This window comes from Paenibacillus sp. MT124 (genome assembly GCF_058792755.1).
Map to the genome: position 1 here is coordinate 5,004,028 of NZ_CM179500.1, position 17,022 is coordinate 5,021,049.

The window sequence follows — 17,022 nt, forward strand, 5'->3', positions numbered from 1 at the left end:
TTTTAACGTCAGCTGAAGCCGTTTTTTTATTTGCTGCTGTCGATGCCTCCTACTTGCGAGCGCTCTCTTTCTTTATTCCTATTGTCCCACATTAGCCCGCAAAAAAAGCCGGCATCCGCTGTTCGCAGATACCGGCAATATCGCTGCATTCCTGCAGCCCATTCATCGGAAAAAGAAAAGACCTTAAAATCCGGAGGAAAACCCTCGCAAAATTACGCTTTAATGCTTTGAACCAATTCGACCACTTGCTCAGCAGTTTGCATGTCCAGAGCTTTGGCAGCCAGTTCCTGCATGTCCGCACGGGACAGCTTGGTGATCTGGCTACGAGCTGGCAGGATGGATGTTGCGCTCATGCTGAACTCATCCAGTCCGAGACCAAGCAGCAATGGAATTGCTGTTTCGTCTCCCGCCATCTCTCCACACATACCAACCCATTTACCTTCGCGATGTGCTGCATCGATGACCATTTTCACCAGACGCAGAATAGCAGGGTTGTATGGTTGGTACAGATAGGATACACGCTCGTTCATACGGTCAGCTGCCATGGTGTATTGAATCAGATCGTTCGTTCCGATACTGAAGAAATCAACCTCTTTGGCAAATTGATCCGCTAGAACCGCAGTCGAAGGAATTTCGACCATGATACCCAGTTGAATGCTGTCAGAAACAGCAATCCCTTCAGCTACCAGCTTTTCCTTCTCTTCGAGCAGGACGGCTTTCGCTTCACGGAATTCACCCAGTGTTGCGATCATTGGGAACATGACACGCAGGTTGCCATGTACGCTTGCACGCAGCAATGCACGCAATTGTGTACGGAAAATATCCAGACGGTCCAGACACAGACGAACTGCACGGAAACCAAGGAATGGATTCATTTCTTTTGGCAGATCCAGATATGGAAGCTCTTTGTCTCCACCGATATCGAGTGTACGAACAACGACAGGTTTGCCTTCCATTTTTTCAAGTACGGCTTTGTAAGCATTGTACTGAATATCCTCGGAAGGAAGTTTGTCTCTGCCCATGTACAAGAACTCGGTACGATACAGGCCTACAGCCTCTCCACCGTTCTCCAGAACACCGGTAACGTCGTTCGGCGTACCAATGTTGGCTGCCAGTTCCACATGAACGTTATCCACCGTTACGGTTGGTTCGTCACGCAGTTTTCTCCACTCGGCACGTTGTGCATCATATTGTTCCTGTTTGGAACGATACTCAGCAATGACTTCATCTGTTGGGTTAACCAGAACATGACCGTCCAGGCCATCAACGATAATCATATCGCCTTGTTTGGCTTGAGCCAGAATGTCTTTGGTTCCCACAACAGCCGGAATTTCAAGAGAACGAGCCATGATTGCAGAGTGGGAAGTACGTCCGCCAATGTTGGTTGCAAAACCTTTAACATATTGACGGTTCAATTGAGCTGTATCGGAAGGCGTCAGATCCTCCGCCAGCACAATCACTTCTTCGCTGATCTCAGCCGGACTCATGAAGTCGATACCAAGCAAGTGATTCAGCACACGTTTGGTTACGTCACGCATATCTGCAGCACGTTCCTGCAGGTAAGCACTCTTCATGTTTTCGAACATGGAGATAAATTGCGATGCCGTTTCGTTGAGTGCAAATTCTGCATTCACTTTTTCATCAGCAATTTTTGCTTTTACCGGATCAATCAGTTCCGGGTCATTCAGAATGAGCAAATGGGAAGCAAAGATTTCAGCTTTCTTCTCGCCAAGCTCTTGTAAAGTACGCTCTTTGATCGCCTCAAGCTCAGACTGGGACTTGCCCAGTGCTGAGTCGAGTTTCGCGATCTCTGCGTCAACGTCGTTGATTTGGCGTTTTTCTACAGAGTAATCAGGATGCTCCAAGATAAACGCCTTGGCGATAGCAATACCCGCCGAAGCCGCGATCCCGGAAACATTAAGCATTAATTTCGCCCAGCCCTTCGTTAACCATAACGTCAGTCAGAGCTTGAAGAGCTTCAGCTTCGCCTTCGCCTTCAACGATGATGCTGATGGTGTCGCCTTGTTCCAGACCCAGGGACAGAACGCCCAGGATGGATTTCAGGGTTACTTTTTTACCGTTAGCTTCTGCAAAGGATTCTGCACCTTTGAATTTGTTAGCTGTATTAACCAAGGCTGTCGCCGGACGTGCGTGGATACCATCTTCGTCTGTAATTCTGAATGTTTGTTGCATTACAATCATCTCACTTTCAAGTAGTTTAATTTAGGCATTGCATATATTTACACTTGCTTGCCATTGTCGGAACACTTCTTATTTTATCTCAATGATTGGCTGATCGCCAATTTTCAGTACTCCACTCTTCTTCAGGGTCACCGTGGAGCCCTCTGGCAGGTTGGTGAAAATCACTGGCGAGATAATGGATGGAGCGTTAGCTTTCACATACTCCAGATCCACTTCCATAATCGGTTGACCTGCCGATACCAGATCACCTTCCTGCACAAGCACGTTGAAACCTTGACCTTTCAATTTTACCGTGTTGACACCTATATGAACCAGTACTTCCTTGCCTCCGTCAGACATAATGCCGACAGCATGCTTGCTAGGGAATACGTTAAACACTTTACCATACACTGGCGAAGTAATTTTGCCATCATGCGGCAGCACAGCGAAACCGTCACCTGTCATTTTCTCAGCAAAGACCGGATCAGGTACGTTAGTGATATCCATCAATTCACCGTTGACCGGCATGACGATATCTTCAGCAATAATGCGTTCGCCTTCTGCTCCCGCTGCCTTCTCCTCTTCAGGAGCAGGTTTAACATCAGCCGCTGGTGCTGGTGCCGGGGTGCGTCCTGCAATGATATCCTGCATTTGGGACTTGATTGTATCTGAACGTGTACCGAAAATGGCCTGTACATTATTACCCACTTCAAGCACGCCAGATGCACCCAATTGTTTCAAACGATCTTTATTTACATTGGATTTCTCATTTACTTCAATCCGCAAACGAGTGATACATGCATCCAGGTGTTTGATATTCTGCTGTCCACCAAAGGCTTCCAGAATATTGTGTGGCAGATCGTCCGTTGAACCTGATCCTCCACCCGAAGTTGTTTCAGGTGTTGCTTCTTCGCGACCTGGTGTTTTGAGATTGAACTTGCGAATGATCATTCGGAATCCGAAGTAGTAGATCACGGCAAGAATCAAACCGACGATAATAACGTCCCACCATGGTGTGCGGTTCGGGATAATCCCGAAAATCAGGAAGTCAATGAATCCACCGGAGAACGTCATCCCGATTTTGACACCCAGAATTTGCATTGTCATGAAAGACAAACCTGCGAAGATACAGTGTACTGCAAACAGGACTGGCGCCACAAACAGGAATGAGAATTCAAGTGGCTCTGTAATCCCGGTAAGGAACGAGGTCAGCGCAGCTGAACCCATGATCCCTGCAACATACTTTTTGTGCTCCGGTCTTGCTTCATGGTACATCGCAAGCGCCGCAGCTGGCAAACCGAACATCATGAACGGGAATTTACCCACTTGGAAGGTTCCCGCCGTGAGGTTTACACCATCACGCAATTGGTTGAAGAAGATCTGCTGGTCCCCACGAATAACGTCTCCAGCCTTGTTCACATACTCACCGAATTCAAACCAGAATGGAGAGTAGAAAATGTGGTGGAGTCCAAACGGAATAAGGGACCGTTCCACGACTCCGAAAATGAATGCCGAGAGCGTCGGACTCGTATCTACCATGAAATGAGATACAGCATTCAGTCCATTTTGAATCGGTGGCCAGATGACCACCAGCAGTAATCCGAGCAAAAGGGAAACCACTGAAGTAATAATCGGAACAAAACGTTTACCTGCAAAGAATCCAAGGTAAGACGGCAGTTCGATTTTGAAGAACCGGTTGTAACATAGTGCTGCGGCAATACCAATAATGATACCTCCGAACACACCGGTACTCAGTGTTGGAATCCCCAAAATGCTGGCATAACCCGGTACTTCACCGATCATTGCTGGCGTTACACCGACAGCAGTACCCAAAGTGACGTTCATTACCAGATAACCAATGATGGCCGCAAGACCTGCCACGCCTTCGCCTCCGGCTAACCCTACGGCTACCCCCACAGCAAATAGCAATGCCAGATTGTCAAATACGATCTGACCTGCGTTCATCATGATCGTCGCGATCGAGTTCACCCAAGGGGTGTCCAGTGCCGTTACGTATTGCAAAAAGTCCGGATTCACCAGCATATTACCGATTCCGAGCAACAAGCCCGCCGCTGGTAGAATGGCCACAGGCAGCATAAGAGCTTTACCTACTCTTTGCAAGACGCCAAAAAGCTTTTTAAACATCGCGTCGTATTCACCCTTTCGTATAAGTCTGTATGTCGTGATGCAAGCAAGGGAAAACAAAAAAGGCATAAGCTAATAAAGTGAACTGTACCAACCTTCGGGTATAGCATACCCTGTATAAGGTAAGAACAATCACACTCTAGAAACTCATGCCTGATCGAGTCAGTAACACGTCGCTTATGTTTTTTAGTTCAGTTGCTTGATTACGGACACCATTGTAGCATCACTTCAAAAACAGTGCAAGCCTTTACACTAAAATTGTTCGGACGCAATTCCAGCCGTGGGAATATTTCACTATCCCTCTTCTTCTTTCCTTTGATTGAGCCGTTGGAGATGGATGGTCAGATAACCAACCTCTGCTGGATAAACCGGCAGATTCAATCTTCTCTCCATCACTTTGGTCAACTTCCATGCAAGCGAGTACATTTCAGGGTACTCCAACTTGAGCAGGGAATCCAGCTTATGAAGCTCTTCCACCTTATCCCCCCGTCGCACTCGTTCCAGTGCAAAGCGAAGATGTGTAAGCAAACGCGAATAGTCCAGTGACTCCGTCTCAAACGAATAATCCAATTGGTCCGTTACGATTCCCACCAGATCGGTAATCAGCTGGGAATGCTCGCGTACTTGGGATATGTTCTGATTGGTCATGGCACTGTAGATATGGAGTGCAATAAAACCAATTTCATCCATACCCAGATCGACACCCAGCTTTTCCTTAATCAGGCGAACGGCGTAATCTCCCATTCGATATTCTTCGGGGTAGATCTCACGTGTTTCATATAGAAACGGATTTTGGATCACAATGCCCTGTTCTTTGCGTTTAAGTGCAAAGGAAATATGATCGGTCAATGCAATATGAATATGTTCGTTAAGCGGAACATCCGTACGCTCAGCAATATACGTAATGACTTCGTTAATAATCTCGATCAGTGCCTCATCCACTTGCGGAAGAAGCTGTTTGTACTGCTCTTGCTCCTGCTGGTTTTTCAAAATAAACATCTTCTCCACAGCCATCAAGGGAATGATGTCACCCGTTTTCCGGTTGAAGCCTATGCCTTTACCGATGACGACGACTTCTCCATGTTCAGGATGCTGTGCAATAATTACATTATTATTTAGCGCTTTGTTTACATGCAGGCTGCTCACTGTTTGCACCTCTTTTTTCATACCATCTGGAATGTGATTTGTCACAATCCTCGTAATGAACGAAAAGACGTCCGGTGCGGGCAAACCGCGCCGAACGTCTCGCTTAAAAAGTAACAAAAAATCACGTTAAGGTCAATAGAGCTTCACGTATCGTTCACACGTAGTCCTAATCCTCTGCTCCAGCTCTCTCCACAATCTTATCGATCACAGATGGAGTGTTTACAGTTTCGCTTTGCTGAACAGCAACAGGTGCAGGCGTTTTGGACTTGGTCAAACCTTTGATCAACTGCTCTACATCAATGCCCGATACGCTTTTCAGCATCTCAGGAGCTGTAGACATCAGTTCGGTCACATAGTTACTTACACGTGCTGCACCCTCACCCTTACCTGTATCTACCACAGTTAATTTATCAATGGATGAGATCGGCTCTGCAATTTTACCAGCAAGCTCAGGCAGCATTTTGACGATGATATCAAGTACTGCAGCCTCGCCAAACTTCTGGAACGCTTCCGCCAATTTTTCCTTCGCTTCGGCTTCCGCCAGACCGCGTAGACGAATGACTTCTGCATCCGCAGTACCCTTGGCCCGTTCTGCATCTGCCACAGCCTGCCCTTCAAGCCGCTTTTGTTCGGCTGTTGCTTTGGCTTGAGTCTCGATGGAGTATTGCACCGCATCGGCCTCGCGCATTCTTTTTGCTTTGTCCGCTTCGGCCGCCTGCTCGACAGCATAACGATCCGCTTCCGCTTTTTTCTTCACTTCGGCATCATACTGCTTCTCACGTACTGTAATTTCTTTTTCCTTCAGGTCAATCTCACGTTCTTTACGCACAAGTTCAACTTTCATTTGTTCTTCCACAACCGTCTGTTTCGCACGCGCTTCTTGGATATGATACGCCTGGTCTGCTTCGGCCTTAGCCGTATCCTGGTCGCGCTTAAACGCTGCCACTTTCAATTCCTTCTCTTTGGCTGCTTCCGCGATATTGGTATCCCGGAGCAATTCCGCCTTTTGCCCTTGCTCTTCTGCATTCGCTTTTTGAATACGAGCATCTCTCATTGCTTCGGCTTCCGCAATCTCGGCATCCCGTTTCACGGCAGCAATTCTCGGCTTACCAAGGGCGTCCAGATATCCTTGTTTGTCACGAACATCCTTGATGGTAAAGGATACGATCTGCAGACCCATCTTCTTCAGATCTCGTGCAGCCACACCCTGAACCTCTTGTGCGAACCGATCCCGATTCCGGTAAACTTCCTCCACAGTCATGGTTCCGAGAATGGCCCGCAAATGCCCTTCCAGAACTTCCTGTGCTTCGCCTCTTAAGGCTTCAACAGGTTTACCGATGAATTGTTCGGCTGCTGTTGCTACATCTTCCACAGCACTACCAACTTTGATAATCGCGACACCATCTGCAATAACCGGAACCCCTTGTTCCGTATACACTTCTGGCGTGGATACGTCCAGCTTATGAGACAGCAATGAGATAAATTCGGACTGCTGGAACACAGGCCAGATGAAGGCACCACCGCCACGTACAATTTTAATTTTACGTCCGGACTCATCCTCGGAAATATTTTTATTCCCCAGGAAGGAACCCGTAACGATCATCGCTTCATCGGGTCCAACCGTCTTATATCTCGCCCAGAAGGCCAACCCAAGAACCAGAATGACACCTACAACAATTGCAGGAATCAACAACACATCCATATTTAATTCCATTCCACATCTCTCCCCTTATTACAATGATGTCAAAACAACTTCTCTCGTTCTACTCAAACGTCTTTAAGTACATCTTCATCCCATTCCGCCACACGAAGCACACCTTCAGTTACGTCCACCACGACAACGCGCACTCCCGCCGCAATAGGGCGATGCTCGAAACTGGATGCCGTATGAATCGTGTTACCTGAAGCAACACGGATCATGACCTCACCGAAACCCCTTTCAGGTATTGGAATCGTAATTTCTCCGATTTTCCCGGATAGCTCCTTCATGGAAAATGCAATGGAAACCTCACTATTCCGCATCGGCTTGATATAAGCAAAGAATACCAGCATGGCAGCAGCAATACCTATAAGCAGGGATAAGATAAGACCCGCAATGGCACTTACGGAGCTATAACGCGTCAACATGATACCAGCTCCGCCAAACGCTGTGATAGAACCAGCAAGTACAACAGGTTTGAGAAAATCAATGCCTGGCAGTTCAAAGGCTCCATCCAGCAATCCGTCAATCAAATCACCCAGCACCACGCTGACGACCGCAAAAATGGCTCCTCCGATTAGACACCCCCAATAGATGGACTCCATTCCCCGTTCCTCCTCTCTTCTGCCGAAACTTTTAACCCACTGGGCATTCCTCATGTAAATAAATACGTAGCCATCGGCTTAAAGTTTCAAAATCTTTCCTCATTTGTATTCTAGACCCGATAATGGTTATTCTGCATGATATTTCACGCAAAAAGACCGCAAATCTCCATATTGTGGAGATTTGCGGTCTTTATTAATAATTGAATGCAATTTACAGAGAAGCCTTGTAAATGGATACAACATCCTCACGCTGCAGCTTCTTGAAGTTACCAAATGGGCCAAACAGCATCGCCTTGTCAGCCATGACATCAATCTGGCTGTCGTCAATGTCATAGTCAGCAAGACGACTAGGTGCGCCAATAGACGTCCAGAATTTACGCAAAGCTTCGATGCCTTCCTCAGCTACCTGTTTGTCCGATTTGCCTTCAGGATTCACTTCAAAGACATTAACAGCCAATCGTTTGAAACGATCCACGTTTACGTCCAGGTTGTGTTTCATCCAGTTCGGGAACAGGATCGCAAGGCCCCCGCCGTGCGGGATGTCATATACAGCAGATACTGCATGTTCGATGTTGTGGGTTGCCCAGTCACCTGCTAGTCCCATATTCAGTACGCCGTTCAATGCCATCGTACCGCAGTACAGAATGGTTTCGCGCAGCTCATAGTTTTCCAAATCCTCTACCAAACGAGGTGCTGCATCCATTACCGTACGCAGAATAGTTTCACAGAATCCAAGTTGTACTGGCGTATTCTCATCCAGATGGAAATAATGCTCCAATACGTGAGACATCATGTCAACCATGCCGTATACCGTCTGGTCCAAAGGCACGGTATATGTATTAACCGGGTCAAGGATGGAGAACGCAGGGAACGAATACGCACTGCCCCAGCCCAATTTTTCCTGTGTATCCTGATTCGTAATAACAGAACCCGAGTTCATCTCGGAACCTGTTGCTGCCATCGTTAGTACGGTACCAAGTGGAAGTGCGTCCTGAGCAACCGCTTTACGCTGAGCAAAATCCCACATATCGCCATCGTATTTCGCGCCTACGGCAATCGCTTTGGCACAGTCAAGCACACTACCGCCACCTACGGCGAGAATCAGCTCAATGTTCTGAGTTTTACAGATGTCTACTCCCTTATGGACAGTTGAAAGACGCGGGTTCGGTTCCACGCCTGCCAGTTCTGTAACTTCTGCGCCAATTTCCTTAAGCAATCCGATCACTTGATCATACAGACCACTACGTTTAATGCTGCCGCCGCCATATACAAGCAATACCCGTTTGCCGTACTTCGGTACTTCGGTTTTCAACGCTTCCAGTTGTCCTTTACCGAAGATCAGACGGGTAGGGTTATAAAATTGAAAAGATCTCATAATCTATGTCGCCTCCATTGGAGTTAGAATGTTTGTGCAACTCCAATTATAGTACCCCGATTTTATAAAAACAAATCCATAGTCACTCACTTATAACAAGCCGTTAATTTGCAGATGGGCACGGAACATATCCATGCTGGAAGGCAGACTCTCCTTGTCCACCCAGGACTCGGAAGACCACAATCCCGCCTGCTTGAATGCTCTCGGGCAATGGATAAAGCATTCATTCACGTCTACAATAACGGCTGCCCCTATCGTTTTCCCCGTCCAGCCCATACTGTTGATAAACTCCTCATCCTTCGTAATAGAAGCTGTTCCATTGATCCGTAATACTTCGTTCATGCCAGGAATGAGGAAGAGCATGCCCACCCCAGGATGGGTTAGGATATTTAACAGCGAGTCGATGCGGCGATTGCCTGGACGTTCGGGATAGACCAGACGATGCGGATCAAGAACCTTCACGAAGCCTGCTTCGTCTCCCCGGGGGGATGCATCACTTCTACCTTCCCCGTCGGAACTGGACAGAAAAAATAGGGGTGACATGGATAAAAAATGTTCAACATGGGAGTCCACAAACGATATCGCTTTGTTTCTCACGTGCTCATGAGGCTCACCCACCATGTTTTGCAGTTCTGCTGCATCGGTGATTAGCGGTATGTTCAGTGGCTTCTTTTCCATTTATTCGTCCCCGTTTCCTAAACTTCAAATATTTGTTCAAGCCTATGATAATCATTCTCATATTATACAATGAACCATCCCCCTCTGCCATGGCTCTGTGTTTATTGCTCATGCTGGAGGAATATTACTTACATGAGCTACATGAGTACAAATAACCATCGAGCCACATACCCAAGGAGTCGCAAGATGAATGATTTATTGTATTGAAAATAAGGATAGACGAGCATTGCTGCTCACCTATCCTTCAGATTTTTTTATTCATAGCATCATATTACAGCCCATTTGTATTTATTCGGTATATCCCATGCTTTCTACAAATCGACGGAAAGCCTGACGTCCGGCTTCATCATATTTGTAAACTCCTGCATGCTCCAAAATCTCGGAAAACTTAAGGCCGACTTCCTGCTGAATCAAAGCAACGGCCTGTTCCTTGTCCAGGTTGGAACCGAAACGTTCTTTCAGTTCCTCCGCCCAGCGAAGATGCTGGTTCAAAACATGATCAGAAGCCTGGGCAGCTTCCGCAAGCTGAGTGTCCCCTGCGAGAATATCGGCGATTCCGTCCAATTCTTCTTTTAATCGCCCTGGAAGGATTGCAAGCCCCATGACTTCAATAAGTCCGATGTTCTCTTTTTTCAAATGATGCATTTCACGGTGCGGGTGGAAAATCCCCTCCGGATGCTCTTCATTCGTACGATTGTTGCGGAGAACCAGATCCATCTCGTAACCACCGTCCGCACTGCGACGAACAATTGGCGTTACGGTGTTGTGAGGTACCTGCTCTCCATCCACCTCGCTGAACGCCTGGATCTGAACGGAAGGATCACTGTACAGTTTCCACGCTTCATACACGGCGTTACCCGCTTCGAGCAGCTCCGCTGGATCATGTGAAGCGAGCCGAAGAACGGACATTGGCCATTTGACCAGACTCAGGGTAAGTCCAGGTGCATCCTTATGACGGAACACAGCTTCAGGTTTCGCATTTTGGATGGCAAATGTATGGCGTCCGCCTTGGAAGTGGTCGTGAGTCAGGATCGAACCACCCACGATAGGCAGATCTGCATTGGAACCAATAAAATAATGCGGATAATCGCCTACGAAGGCAAGCAGCCTGCGCAGCGTATCTTTTGTCAGCTTCATAGGCACATGATCATGATGGAAAATGATACAGTGCTCGTTATAGTACACATATGGCGAGTACTGGAAGAACCAAGGTTCACCGTTTAATTCCAGTGGAATAACGCGCAGGTTTTGACGGGCCGGGTGATTTACCCGGCCAGCATAGCCTACATTTTCCCTGCATAATTGACACTTCGGATACACCGGCGGCGGAAGCAGTTTGGCCATGGCGATTTCCTTCGGACTTTTCTCCGGCTTGGACAGGTTTATCGTAATTTCCATATCGCCGTATGGCGTTTCCTGTGTCCAATACACATTCTTGGAGATTCGGTCCATACGAATGTAGTTGGAGTGAATCGACAGCTCGTAAAACTTCGATGTGGCTGCTTCAATACCTTCTGTTTGCTCTGTGTGGCGGAACGCGCGAACCACCTCGGATGGACGGGCCATCAGCTGACCCATAATTTTCGCATCCAGCAAATCACGGTACGTATCGGTATTCTCCGGAATGAGTCCAATGGCATAACCATAGTCAATCAACGTATCCAGCAACGATTGCGGCCCATCTGGTACAATCTCGTTCAGCGCTCCATCGTAAGGCTCGGAAAATCCGAACTGTTCCAGCAGAAGGTTACGGCTGTAATCCCGATCCGCTTCTTCAATCAGCTTGTTCTGCAAGGCAAATGCAACCAGACGTTCAATGGCATGCAGTGCTTCCTGCTGCTCCGGTGTCCGGTCTGTGGTGCCTGCAGCATTATGGGTCTGTGACATATTGATGTTCGCCTCCTAGTTTTTTCCGTAGCCGTTAGGATGAGATTGGTGCCAGCTCCAGGCACTCTGAATGACATCTTCCAAATTGGTCCGTGTCGGATTCCAGCCCAGTACGGATCTTGCTTTGGCAGACGAGGCTACCAGTACAGCCGGATCACCTGCACGGCGTGGCTCCTGTACAACCGGGATATCGAGCCCTGTCACTTTTTTCGCAGTTTCAATAACCTGTTTAACCGAGAAGCCTTGACCATTACCCAGGTTAAACACGTTACTGTTCTCCCCTTTGCGGAGATAATCTACCGCGCGCAGATGCGCATCTGCCAAGTCACTCACGTGAATATAATCGCGGACACACGTTCCATCTTCTGTCGCGTAGTCATCGCCAAACACGGCAATGTGCGGACGTTGTTTCAGTGCGGTTTGCAGTACGAGCGGGATCAAGTGGCTCTCCGGCTGATGGTCTTCACCAATTTTGCCGCTATCATGTGCTCCAGCTGCATTGAAGTAACGCAAGGACACGTATTTAATATCCTGTACTTTATCGAACCAGGACATCATGCGCTCCATCATCAGTTTCGTTTCACCATACACGTTTGTAGGTTCAGTGCGGTCACTTTCTTCGATTGGCACTTTCTCAGGCTCACCATAGGTGGCAGCTGTAGAAGAGAATACGATCCGGCGCACATTGGCTGCATTCATTGCTTCCAGCAGGCACAACGTACCGAACACGTTGTTGTCATAATATTTAACCGGATCCTTCATACTCTCTCCGACCAGGGAATTGGCCGCAAAGTGAATGACTGCATCAATGGAGTTCTCAGCGAACAGTTTTGCCAGAAACGCCTTGTCACGCAGATCTCCTTCATACAGTTTGCCGCCAAGCAATGCTTCCCGATGCCCTGTCTGCAAATTATCCAGAACCACAACTTCCTCGCCGCGTTCCAACAAAGCCGCTACCGTATGCGAACCAATATATCCTGCTCCACCTGTCACCAAAATTGCCATTTTACTTCGCCTCCTTCAATTCTTTGACACCGTCGCCTACTCCGCACACATAGAAGTCTCCCTTAAGACTTGTATGTGCTTCATACGCTGCCCCCACTTCCCGGACAAAGCGTTCTACATCATCCTCATGTACCAGTGACACCGTGCATCCACCGAATCCGGCTCCCGTCATGCGTGCGCCGAGTGTGCCTGGAATGCGCTGTGCTTCCTCTACCATCACGTCCAATTCCTCACAGCTTACTTCATACAGATATCGGAGCGATTCATGAGAAGCATTCATCAGCTTGCCGAACGTTTCCAGATCGTTATTACGCAGTGCTTCCACAGATGCAAGCACACGTGCATTCTCTTCAACGACGTGCTCTGCACGCTGTCTTACCTTCTCATCCTTGATGTGATCCTGCAGTGTTACAAATTGCTCCGGCGTCAGTTGCGCCAGATAATCAAGTGCAGGCAGCTGTTCCTTCAAAATGGCAAGTGCCTGCTCGCATTGGGAGCGCCGCTCGTTATAGGCCGAGTCTACCAAACCGCGACGTTTGTTCGTATTGCCAATGACCAGCTTATAAGAGCCCGTACGGAAAGGTACTTTCTCATATTCAAGCGTATCACACATCAGCAGAATGGCATGATCTTCTGCTCCGTTAGCCACGGCAAACTGATCCATAATGCCGCAGTTGACGCCAACGAACTCGTTTTCTGCTTTTTGGGACAGAAGCGACAACTGTACTGTATCGATCTCAGATACACCTTCCATCGACTGTATCGCGTATCCTGTAAGCACCTCCAGCGAAGCCGAAGAGGAGAGTCCGGCACCGTTCGGGATTTCACCGTGGTATAGGAAGTCATATCCTTTCGTTACCTTCACGCCTTTAGCTTGCAGTTCAACCATGACACCAACTGGATAATCTGTCCACTCCCCTGTTTTCTCCTTGCCGATCGAGGATGTGTCCAGCACGCCTTCATAGGACATATTGTTGGAAGCCAGCTGCAATTTGTCGTCCTTCCGTTCCCGGATAACAAGTGTTGTGCCGAATTCAAGTGCTGCCGGAAGCACGTACCCACCATTGTAGTCGATATGTTCCCCGATCAGATTTACACGTCCAGGAGCATGGAATACACGGAAATCCGCTTCACTCTCTCCGTACTTCTCAATAAACTTTTGTTTCAATTCATGTATGTTCATTGCTGCTGCACCTCATCTCAATGTTGTTGTTTTGTTAAGGTTATTATACAAGAAAGCGGTACCTCTTGAAATGCAACCATGTGTGTTTCATATGGATAAATGTGACCTTCCGTCATATAATGGAAAGAACACCACAGAAAGAAGGAACGGCACATGATTGATCAACACAAGGAACATTCAGCAGTAGATCCGATAAAAAACACACAGGAATCCTCGGGGAAAAGTGGAGCAAAAACGTACTCCGTTGCCTCCAATCCGGTCTATTATGATAAGGGACCATTACATGTCCTTTTTGCAGGCGCAAGCCAGACTCTTCCGGGTCATGCTCTTGGTCCAAAACTATACGATTACTATCTGCTTCATTATGTAGAAAAAGGCGCTGGTACATTCCGTACAGAACTCCATACCTACGAATTATCCGCAGGAGATTGTTTCCTCATTCATCCCGGGCAACTGGTCAGCTACCAGTCCGATGCCCGCCGCCCCTGGGAATATCGATGGATGGCCTATACAGGCAGCCAGGCTGGGAAACACACGGAAGAAGCAGGCTTCCGTCCAGAAAAATCCGTTTTTCATGCCGGGCCGTCCTGCGGAATTGCTGACTGGCTATCCGTCATGCAAAATGCATTTGCGGAGCGCAAGGAAAGCTCTCATTTTACATCCATCGGTACCTTATATATGATTCTAGCCGAAGCCCAAAATCACCTTTCTCAGGGACAAACCCTGATTCCAGGTGAATCTTCGATTAGACGGACGGTAAAACAGATGATCCAATACATGTCTACCCAATATGCTCACCCTGTCTCCATTGAACAGATGTCGGCCAGCCTCGGCTACAACCGCGCTTATCTATCCCGGATATTCAAGCAGGAAACCGGTCTGTCCCCGGTCACGTATCTGCTCAAGCTCCGCATTGACAAGTCGCGGCAGCTGCTGCGTGAACGCCCGGATCTGTCCATTGAGCAGGTATCCGCATCCGTAGGACTGCCAGATGCCCTTTATTTCTCCAAACAGTTCAAACGTTTCCACGGAGAAGCCCCGACTCTCTATCGGGAAAATATTCTCTCCAGACCTCCAGCTCCGAGGCCCGGCATGGCACAACCAAACAAGAAATAACCCTTCAGGAAAAGTGTAAGTGTTGCGAAACAACGTCTGTTTACTTGGGCACCATGCATGAGTGCAAATTAGTGAAAAAGAAAAGAAAAGAAGATGCATCTGCCATTACGGCTAACATGCACCTTCTTTTTTCATTTAATTATAGGTTCTCAGTCACATGCTTATTTGTCATGATGTTCGGGACTGAGAATGGATTCAATTCGCTCCAGCTCTTCCGATGAGAAGTCCAGCTGATTGAGTGCGGCCACATTCTCCTCGATCTGCGATGTACGGCTTGCACCGATCAATGCCGACGTTACCCTACCGCTTCGCAAAACCCAGGCAAGCGCGAACTGCGCCAGACTCTGACCACGAGCTGCAGCAATCTGATTGAGAGCACGAACTTTGCGCAGCGTCTCAGGTGAGATATTGTTCTCGTTCAAGAAAACGGACGGCCCTTTTGCACGAGAATCCTCCGGAATACCGTTCAGATATTTGTTCGTCAGTACCCCCTGTGCCAAAGGACAAAATGCAATGCTGCCTGCACCATACTCATCCAGCACGTCCTGCAGCCCATCTTCAATCCAGCGGTCCAGCATGGAATACTTCGGCTGGTGGATCAATAGAGGTGTACCCAAACCCTTCAGAATTTCGGCAGCCTCTCTCGTCTGCTCCGCCGGGTAATTGGAGATGCCCACATAGAGTGCTTTACCCGAACGAACAATATGGTCCAGAGCCATCATCGTTTCTTCCAGCGGTGTTTCCGGATCATAACGATGGGAATAGAAAATATCGACATAATCAAGCCCCATGCGCTTGAGACTTTGATTCAGGCTGGATACCAGATTCTTGCGGGAACCCCATTCGCCATAAGGTCCGGGCCACATATAATATCCCGCTTTGGTGGATATCACCAGTTCATCCCGATAGGGCTTCAGATCCTGGGCCAGCACCTGACCAAATAGCTGCTCTGCAGAACCTGCGGGCGGACCGTAATTGTTGGCAAGATCGAAATGCGTAATGCCCAGATCAAAGGATCGAGTAATCATGTTTCGACCGTTCTCTGCATTATTGATGCCGCCAAAATTATGCCAGAGTCCAAGTGAAATGGCCGGAAGTTTCAGTCCAGAACGTCCAACCCGGTTATATTTCATCGTTTCATAGCGTGTATCGCTGGCTAAGTAGACCATCATGAATCCCTTCTTTCCCCAGGTTCCGCTTCCTGCACTCTTTTCGAGCGCGGGAGAAGGCGGTTATTTCAGACAAACCGTTTAACCAAGAAGCTGGTCCACCTTAATCATTACCTCGCCGATCGGCTCGGTAATCAGCAAATCTGCCTGCCGGTCATACGCCGTTGGCGTGGCATTCAGTAAGACGGTGTGTTTTCCCCGAAAATACGTAATTAGCTGTGCAGCAGGGTGGACGGTCAATGAGGTACCGCCGACCAGCAGCAGATCAGCAGAAGAGATTGCGTCCACAGAGTGGTATAGCGTGTTCTGGTCCAGTTCCTCTTCATAGAGCACAACGTCAGGCTTAATGACCCCATTACAAACCGCACAGCGGGGAACCGCATCCTTCGACCGAATGATGTCATCCAGCGGGTAGAAACGCCCGCAATCCATACAGGCATTCCGATGAACGGAACCATGCAATTCGAGTACGTTGGTGCTGCCTGCTTTTTGATGCAACCCGTCGATATTCTGGGTAATGACCGCCTTCAGCCGACCTTCCTGCTCCAAACGTGCAAGGAGCTTATGACAACCGTTAGGTTCGGCATCGGGATGAAGCATTTTGCCCCGATAGAAATCATAGAAAATATCGGCATGCTGATCGAAAAAGTGACGACTCAGCAGTTCCTCTGGCGGATACGGAGAATGCTGCTCTGTCTGATATAGGCCCGCGGCAGAGCGGAAGTCGGGAATCCCGCTTTCGGTCGACGTTCCTGCACCTCCGAAAAAAACAATATTGGAACTTTCCTGAATCCAGGAAGCCAGCTGTTCTATCCCGTTCATCCTCTCTCCTC

The 17,022-nt window shown here is 48.2% G+C and carries 14 protein-coding genes; 1 reads left to right on the forward strand and 13 read right to left on the reverse strand.

The window, feature by feature from the left end; all coding sequences use genetic code 11:
• Positions 1-212 precede the first annotated feature (212 nt).
• From ptsP to AC3RCI_RS22655, 11 genes are all read right to left on the reverse strand, one after another.
• Positions 213-1,925 (reverse strand): phosphoenolpyruvate--protein phosphotransferase, encoded by a 1,713-nt coding sequence (ptsP, locus tag AC3RCI_RS22605; protein ID WP_095289546.1) that lies wholly within the window; start codon positions 1,923-1,925, stop codon positions 213-215.
• Positions 1,918-2,193 carry an HPr family phosphocarrier protein gene (locus tag AC3RCI_RS22610; RefSeq protein WP_036617010.1) on the reverse strand — a complete coding sequence of 92 codons (276 nt, stop codon included), beginning with the start codon at positions 2,191-2,193 and terminating at the stop codon, positions 1,918-1,920. Before AC3RCI_RS22610 ends, ptsP begins: the two co-directional genes overlap by 8 nt.
• Before the next feature lie 78 nt (positions 2,194-2,271).
• Positions 2,272-4,326 (reverse strand): glucose-specific PTS transporter subunit IIBC, encoded by a 2,055-nt coding sequence (gene ptsG / locus AC3RCI_RS22615; RefSeq protein ID WP_154896088.1) that lies wholly within the window; start codon positions 4,324-4,326, stop codon positions 2,272-2,274.
• Positions 4,327-4,620: 294 nt separating this feature from the next.
• Positions 4,621-5,472 carry a glucose PTS transporter transcription antiterminator GlcT gene (glcT, locus tag AC3RCI_RS22620; protein WP_154896087.1) on the reverse strand — a complete coding sequence of 284 codons (852 nt, stop codon included), beginning with the start codon at positions 5,470-5,472 and terminating at the stop codon, positions 4,621-4,623.
• A gap of 166 nt (positions 5,473-5,638) precedes the next feature.
• Complete coding sequence (gene floT, locus AC3RCI_RS22625) at positions 5,639-7,186, reverse strand: flotillin lipid rafts scaffold protein FloT (RefSeq protein ID WP_492526529.1); 1,548 nt, start codon at positions 7,184-7,186, stop codon at positions 5,639-5,641.
• Positions 7,187-7,239: 53 nt separating this feature from the next.
• Complete coding sequence (locus tag AC3RCI_RS22630; protein WP_492526531.1) at positions 7,240-7,776, reverse strand: NfeD family membrane protein; 537 nt, start codon at positions 7,774-7,776, stop codon at positions 7,240-7,242.
• 211 nt (positions 7,777-7,987) lie between these two features.
• Positions 7,988-9,151 carry an iron-containing alcohol dehydrogenase gene (locus AC3RCI_RS22635; protein WP_336780294.1) on the reverse strand — a complete coding sequence of 388 codons (1,164 nt, stop codon included), beginning with the start codon at positions 9,149-9,151 and terminating at the stop codon, positions 7,988-7,990.
• Positions 9,152-9,241: 90 nt separating this feature from the next.
• Positions 9,242-9,829, reverse strand: a complete 588-nt coding sequence (locus tag AC3RCI_RS22640) for an MSMEG_1061 family FMN-dependent PPOX-type flavoprotein (protein WP_336780293.1) — start codon at positions 9,827-9,829, stop codon at positions 9,242-9,244.
• Between the two features lie 288 nt (positions 9,830-10,117).
• Positions 10,118-11,716 (reverse strand): UDP-glucose--hexose-1-phosphate uridylyltransferase, encoded by a 1,599-nt coding sequence (locus tag AC3RCI_RS22645; RefSeq protein ID WP_492526533.1) that lies wholly within the window; start codon positions 11,714-11,716, stop codon positions 10,118-10,120.
• 15 nt (positions 11,717-11,731) lie between these two features.
• The gene (gene galE, locus AC3RCI_RS22650) at positions 11,732-12,721 is read right to left on the reverse strand and encodes a UDP-glucose 4-epimerase GalE (protein WP_492471898.1); all 990 of its coding nucleotides are present in this window, start codon (positions 12,719-12,721) and stop codon (positions 11,732-11,734) included.
• 1 nt (position 12,722) lies between these two features.
• Positions 12,723-13,904, reverse strand: a complete 1,182-nt coding sequence (locus tag AC3RCI_RS22655; RefSeq protein WP_492526535.1) for a galactokinase — start codon at positions 13,902-13,904, stop codon at positions 12,723-12,725.
• A gap of 153 nt (positions 13,905-14,057) precedes the next feature.
• On the opposite strand from AC3RCI_RS22655, the gene AC3RCI_RS22660 reads away from it, so the two are divergent.
• Positions 14,058-15,020, forward strand: coding sequence for an AraC family transcriptional regulator (locus AC3RCI_RS22660; RefSeq protein WP_336780289.1), 963 nt, complete (start codon positions 14,058-14,060; stop codon positions 15,018-15,020).
• A 161-nt stretch (positions 15,021-15,181) separates the two neighbouring features.
• Here AC3RCI_RS22660 and mgrA read toward each other — a convergent pair whose 3' ends face one another.
• Both mgrA and AC3RCI_RS22670 read right to left on the reverse strand, forming a co-directional pair.
• Positions 15,182-16,189 carry an L-glyceraldehyde 3-phosphate reductase gene (gene mgrA / locus AC3RCI_RS22665; RefSeq protein ID WP_095289537.1) on the reverse strand — a complete coding sequence of 336 codons (1,008 nt, stop codon included), beginning with the start codon at positions 16,187-16,189 and terminating at the stop codon, positions 15,182-15,184.
• Between the two features lie 81 nt (positions 16,190-16,270).
• Positions 16,271-17,011 carry an NAD-dependent protein deacylase gene (locus tag AC3RCI_RS22670; RefSeq protein WP_336780288.1) on the reverse strand — a complete coding sequence of 247 codons (741 nt, stop codon included), beginning with the start codon at positions 17,009-17,011 and terminating at the stop codon, positions 16,271-16,273.
• Between the last annotated feature and the right edge of the window lie 11 nt (positions 17,012-17,022).